Raw genomic sequence first — 6200 nt, 5'->3', positions numbered from 1 at the left:
CATGTCGAAGGGGTTCGGGCTGGCGGCGTTGCGCGTCGGCTACTTGATCGGCGACCCCGAACTCATCGACATCGTCCAACGGGTCCGGATTCCATTCAGCATCAGCTTGATGGGCATCTGGGGCTGTCTGCAGGCACTTGCCGAACCGCAAGAGCTGAAGCGGCGACGCGAGTTCATCAGCTCGGAAGCCGATCGGTTGCACGCGGCGATGCAGAAGATGGAAGGCGTCGAATCGTATCCCTCCGACGGCAACTTCGTCCTGGCTGACATCTCCGCGAGCGGTCGGCCCGTCTCGGCTGTCGTCGACGCACTCCTTGCGGAGGACATTCTGATCAGGGCCATGGGTGCACACGGGCTGAAGGGGTCCCACGTGCGGGTGACGGTCGGGACCATCGAGCAGAACGACCGGTTTCTCAAGCTGTTCGAAGAGCTTCTGCTGCCCGTCGGCAAGGTGTAGGTTCTTGAACCCGGGTGAGCGGAGACTTCGATGAGCCCGCACTTCCTGGCGTTCGATATCGGCACCAGCGGCGTGAAGGTCGTGGTGGTCGACGCCGACGGCGCACTGCTGGACAGCTCGTACCGCGGCTACGGCATTCAGATGGTCGGCGACGCCGGCGTCGAGCAGGATCTCGACCTGATCATCAGGTCGTTGCTTGATGCCGCTCAGGAATTGCTGAGACGAGTAACAGGCGCTGGTGACACTTCCGTCTCCATCGATGGGATCAGCGTCACCGCTCAGATGTTCAATCTTGTGGCCGTCGATGAATCAGGCAAGCCGTTGATTCCGATGATCAGCTGGCTCGACCAACGCGCTGAGGGCGCCGCTCGGGCGCTGGCCGAAATCATGCCGCCCGATGTGCAGTTCAAGCGTTTCTCCGCGGTCGTATCCGCCAAAGACATCGTGCCGAAGATTCTCTGGCTCCGTGACACTGCGCCGGAGGTGTATGCCCGCACCGCCAAGCTGTTGGACTGCAAGGAAGCTGTCGTCCTGCATCTCACGGGCATGGCGGTCACCGATCACGCCGGGGCATCGGCCTATCGGCTTTTCGCCCATGACACCCGCGACTGGGACAACGACGCGTGTGAGGCGGCGGGGATAGATCCCCACAAGCTTCCCGCCGTCCGCGCCGCTACTGACGTGGCCGGCCGGCTCTTGCCCGATATCGCGCATCGACTCGGCTTGCCCGCCGACATCCCGGTGTACGTCGGCGTCGGCGACGTACCTGCGAGCCAATTGGGCTCTGGCGCAGTCCATCCGGGCGATCTTCACGTCAGCCTTGGTACGGCGGTGTACTTCGGCTTGATGATGTCCGAGCGGCGCGTCGATCCTTGTCACCAACTTGGGGCACTGGCGCACGCCCAGGCCGACCAGTGGATCCTCTGGCTCGAAATCGCCACCGGCGGTGCTGCGCTCGCCTGGGCGGTGCGCATGCTGGGGCTCGGCGAACCCGGCTCGGTGGACTACACACAGGTCGAACAGATGGCGCGGGACAGTGCACACGATATGGATGGCCTGTTGTTCGCGCCGTGGCTCAGCGGAGAGCGCGTACCGGTATTCGACGACGCTGCCCGCGCCTCGTTCGTCGGCCTGAGCTTGCACCATGGACCAGGACACTTCCTGCGCGCCGTCATGGAGGGCGTGGCGTTCCAAATGCGGTGGGCCCTGCAGTACGGGCTCGACTACGGAGAGAGGGTCAAGAGGATCCGCGCGGTGGGCGGCGGATCGATGGGATCGGTGTGGACTCAGATCATCGCCGACGTGCTGGAGCGTCCGCTGGAAACCATCGCCGCACCGCAGGATGCCGGGGCGATCGGAGCCGCCGCATGCGCACTGGTTGGGAGCGGGGCCAAGCCCGACTACTCGTTCCTCGCCGACCGGGTGACGGTTACCCATACCTATTTGCCCGACGCGGGCCGGTCGCGCGAATACGGCGCCCGGTATGTCCAGTACAGACGGCTCTACGACGCCCTCTATCCGATCTATCACGACATGCGAGATGAGGCTGGACGGTGACACACCGCTGCGTGGTGTTCGACCTCGATGGGGTGCTGGTGATGTCCGAGCACTTGTGGGAGCAGGGCTGGGAATCGGTGTCGGCCGAGCACGGCTACCTCTGGCTGTCCGAGGACACCAGGACGTGCCAGGGCAAAAGCGTCCCCGAATGGGCCCGCTACGTCAGTCAACGCACCGGCATGGACGAACAAGCCGCAGCGCAACGCGTCATCGGTGTGGTCGCGGCGGCGTACGACCGCGGCCAGGTTCCGCTTATCGATGGAGCGCTCGAAATGGTGCAGGCCGCCGCGGCGAGAGTGCCGGTGGCGTTGGCCTCTTCGGCGCCCCGCACGATTATCGACCGGGTAATGACGTCCACGCCCGTCGGCGAGTACTTCCGCGCGACGGTCTCCAGCGCCGAGGTGGCCGCGGGAAAGCCCGCCCCCGACGTCTACCAGGAAGCCGTCGCCAGGTTAGGTGCACGCAGCGCAGGCAGCTATGCGGTCGAGGACTCGAGCAACGGCATCCGGGCCGCCGCAGCCGCCGGGCTCACAGTTCTGGGCATGGAACACCCTGCGTACCCGGTGGACCGCGACGCTTCCGGCCGCGCCGCCGGCGTCTACCACAGCATCGAAGACGTCACCGCCGTGCTGGTGGGTTTCCTCGACGAACGCTAGCTCGTCATCCACCAGACGGGGCCATGGTAGGACTGCTGCCATGACCCAGGTCGCAGATGATCTCGCCCTCGCGTTGGAGATGGCCGATGCCGCAGACGCACTGACCTTGGACCGGTTCGGTGCGCTCGATCTGCGTGTCGATACCAAACCGGACCTCACACCGGTCACCGACGCCGACGAATCGGCAGAAGAGCTGCTGAGGGCGTCGCTGACGGCGCACCGTCCCGATGATTCGGTGTTCGGCGAAGAACTCGGCGGCACACCGGCTTTCACGGGTCGGCAGTGGGTCCTCGATCCGATCGACGGCACGAAGAACTTCGTCCGCGGAGTTCCGGTGTGGTGCACGCTGATCGCCCTGCTCGTCGACGGCACCCCCGTCGTCGGCGTCGTCAGCGCCCCCGCACTCGGACGTCGGTGGTGGGCGGGCGCCGGCGAAGGCGCGTTCACCTCCTTCGGCGATGCGAAGCGGCGTATCTCCGTCTCCGGAGTCGATGACCTCGCCTCGGCCAGCCTGTCCTTCTCCGACCTCACCGGATGGGGTGACCGCCGATCGCGTTTCCTCGACCTCACCGACGAGGTCTGGCGGGTACGCGCCTACGGCGATTTCTGGTCTCACTGCCTGGTGGCCGAGGGTGCCGTCGACATCGCGATCGAACCTGACCTCAAGCCGTGGGACCTCGGTCCTCTTGACCTCCTTGTGAGGGAGGCGGGCGGCACGTTCACGAACTTCCACGGCGAGTCGGGCCCACACGGCGTTAGCGCGGTTTCGACCAACGGACGTCTGCACGACGCGGTGCTGGCCAGGCTCAACGAGGTGTGAGCCAGGGAACATTCCTTTTCTATCTTACTCCGGAGTAAGATAGGGTCATCGGCACTGCCCTACTGAGCGAGGCTGCACACAAATGACCAACACAATCGACCGCAAGTCGGCGCGCGCACCGAAAAAGAACGGGCGGGAAAGCGCCGTCGGCGCCCACAAGCACAAGCGGACACCGACCGATATCGGCCTGGCATTGATCACTCCGATCGTCGGCCAGGAGTTCCTGGACAAGCACAACCTGCGCGATCCGCTCAACCGCGGACTGAAGTACGGGGTGAAACAGGTCTTCTCGGTCGTCGGCGCCACCAACCGTCAGTTCAAGAAGGTGTCCGGCGGCAAGAGCAGCCCGACCCGACTGAAGGCCAGCGGAGCCGACTACTTCGACCTGACGCCGGACGACGACCAGAAGATGATCGTCGAGACCGTCAGCGACTTCGCCGAAGAGGTTCTCCGGCCCGCCGCCCGCGATGCCGACGAAAAAGCAAGCTACCCAGCGGATCTCGTCGCCAAGGCCAACGAACTGGGCATCACCGCGATCAATATCCCGGAGGATTTCGACGGCATCGCCGAACACCGTGCCGCCGTGACGAACTCGCTGGTTGCCGAGGCGCTCGCCTACGGAGACATGGGATTGGCGTTGCCGATCCTGGCGCCCGCCGGTGTCGCATCGGCGCTCACCCATTGGGGCAGTGCCGACCAGCAATCCACCTACCTCACCGAGTTCGCCGGCGAGAATGTGCCGCAGGCCTGCCTGGCGATCGCCGAACCGCGTCCGTTGTTCGATCCGACCGCGCTGAAGACGACGGCCGTTCGCACGCCGAGCGGTTACCGCCTCGACGGCGTGAAGTCGTTGGTGGTGGCCGCCAAGGAAGCCGAATTGCTCATCGTGGCGGCCCAATTGAACGGCAAGCCCGCGATGTTCATTGTCGAATCGTCGTCGAAGGGCCTTGCCGTCCAAGCCGACCCGAGCATGGGGATCCGCGCGGCGGCGCTCGGCCGGGTCGAACTGAACAATGTGACTGTTCCGCTGTCCGCGCGCCTCGGTGAGCAGGCCGCGACAGACGAGGACTACTCGGAGGCTGTCGCACTTTCCCGGCTCGGCTGGGCATCGCTGGCCGTCGGCACAGCCCACGCGGTGCTGGATCACGTCGTCCCCTATGTGAAGGAACGGCACGCGTTCGGCGAACCGATCGCCCACCGCCAGTCGGTGGCGTTCATGTGCGCCAACATCGCGATCGAACTCGACGGTCTGCGGCTGATCACCTGGCGTGGCGCGTCACGCGCAGACCAGGGCCTGTCGTTCACCCGGGAAGCGGCGCTGGCCAAGCGGCTCGGCACCGACAAGGGCATGCAGATCGGCCTGGACGGAGTACAGCTGCTCGGTGGCCACGGCTACACCAAGGAATATCCCGTCGAACGCTGGTACCGCGACCTGCGCGCGATCGGCGTCGCCGAGGGCGTCGTCGTCATCTAAGGGGAACGGAAACACTTTCATGGCAATCAATCTGGAAATGCCGCGCAAGCTGAACGCGGTTATCGAGAAGGCGCACCAGGGCGCGGCGGAGATGCTGCGGCCGATATCCCGCAAATGGGATCTTCGCGAGCACGAGTATCCGGTCGAGCTGGACACGTTGGCCACCCTGTTCGAAGGCATCTCCGAGGCAAACTTCGTCGCGTTCGCGGGCGCCGAAGCGTTCCGCGACGCTGAAGAGGCCAAGGCGACGAACCACAACGGCGGCAACATGTCTGCCGTCGTCAACGTGATCGAGATCAGTTGGGGCGACGTCGCCTTGATGCTCTCGGTGCCGCGCCAGGGCCTCGGCAACGCCGCGATCAGCGGGGTGGCCACCAACGAACAACTGGGGCGGCTCGGCAAGGACGTGTGGGCCGCCATGGCCATCACCGAACCCGGCTTCGGCTCCGACTCGGCCGCGGTGTCCACCACAGCCACGCTCGACGGCGACGAGTACGTGATCAACGGCGAGAAGATCTACGTCACCGCCGGCTCGCGGGCCACCCACATCGTGGTCTGGGCGACGCTGGACAAGTCGATGGGCCGCGCGGCGATCAAGTCGTTCATCGTGCCGCGCGAGCATCCCGGTGTCACCGTCGAGCGCCTCGAGGACAAGCTCGGTATCAAGGCCTCCGACACCGCGGCGATCCGCTTCGACAATGTGCGCATCCCGAAGGAAAACCTGCTCGGCAGCCCCGAGATCCAGGTGGAGAAGGGTTTCGCGGGCGTCATGGAGACCTTCGACAACACGCGTCCCGTCGTCGCGGGCATGGCGGTCGGCATCGCGCGCGCCGCCCTGGAGGAATTGCGCAAAATCCTCGAGGACGCGGGCGTGGAGATCTCCTACGACAAGCCCGCCCAGGTCCAGAGCGCCGCCGCCGCGGAGTTCCTGCGCATGGAGGCCGACTGGGAGGCCGCCTATCTACTGACGGTGCGCTCCGCGTGGCAGGCCGATAACGACATCCCGAACAGCAAGGAGGCGTCGATGGGCAAGGCGAAGGCGGCTCGGGTGGCCACCGACGTCACGCTCAAGGCTGTCGAAATGGCAGGAACCACTGGCTATTGCGAAGAGACGCTGCTGGAGAAGTGGGCGCGCGACTCCAAGATCCTGGACATCTTCGAAGGAACGCAGCAGATTCAACAGCTGGTGGTGGCGCGCAGGCTGCTTGGACTGTCGTCGGCCGAACTGAAGTAGCC

At 65.3% G+C, this 6200-nt stretch carries 6 protein-coding genes; all 6 read left to right on the top strand.

Features of this window, described 5'->3' with window-relative positions; translation table 11 throughout:
- A partial coding sequence (locus tag QOJ24_RS06575) for an aminotransferase class I/II-fold pyridoxal phosphate-dependent enzyme (RefSeq protein WP_526260181.1) occupies window positions 1–457 on the top strand: 457 nt, incomplete at its 5' end.
- A gap of 30 nt (window positions 458–487) precedes the next feature.
- On the top strand, window positions 488–2014 hold the full coding sequence (locus QOJ24_RS06570; protein WP_526260180.1) for a xylulokinase: 1527 nt from the start codon (window positions 488–490) through the stop codon (window positions 2012–2014).
- Window positions 2011–2670 carry an HAD family hydrolase gene (locus QOJ24_RS06565; protein ID WP_526260179.1) on the top strand — a complete coding sequence of 220 codons (660 nt, stop codon included), beginning with the start codon at window positions 2011–2013 and terminating at the stop codon, window positions 2668–2670. Before QOJ24_RS06570 ends, QOJ24_RS06565 begins: the two co-directional genes overlap by 4 nt.
- 40 nt (window positions 2671–2710) lie before the next feature.
- Window positions 2711–3490: a histidinol-phosphatase gene (hisN, locus tag QOJ24_RS06560; protein ID WP_526260178.1), complete on the top strand. Its 780-nt coding sequence runs from the start codon at window positions 2711–2713 to the stop codon at window positions 3488–3490.
- 82 nt (window positions 3491–3572) lie between these two features.
- Window positions 3573–4964 carry an acyl-CoA dehydrogenase family protein gene (locus QOJ24_RS06555; protein ID WP_526260177.1) on the top strand — a complete coding sequence of 464 codons (1392 nt, stop codon included), beginning with the start codon at window positions 3573–3575 and terminating at the stop codon, window positions 4962–4964.
- A 19-nt stretch (window positions 4965–4983) separates the two neighbouring features.
- Window positions 4984–6198, top strand: coding sequence for an acyl-CoA dehydrogenase family protein (locus QOJ24_RS06550; protein ID WP_526260176.1), 1215 nt, complete (start codon window positions 4984–4986; stop codon window positions 6196–6198).
- The last annotated feature ends 2 nt before the right edge of the window (window positions 6199–6200 follow it).

Origin of the sequence: Mycobacterium sp. (assembly GCF_032159775.1) — a bacterium.
Taxonomy (GTDB): Bacteria; Actinomycetota; Actinomycetes; order Mycobacteriales; family Mycobacteriaceae; genus Mycobacterium.
Note: the sequence above shows the minus strand (reverse complement) of the source record. Positions and strands in the feature narration are given on the sequence as shown.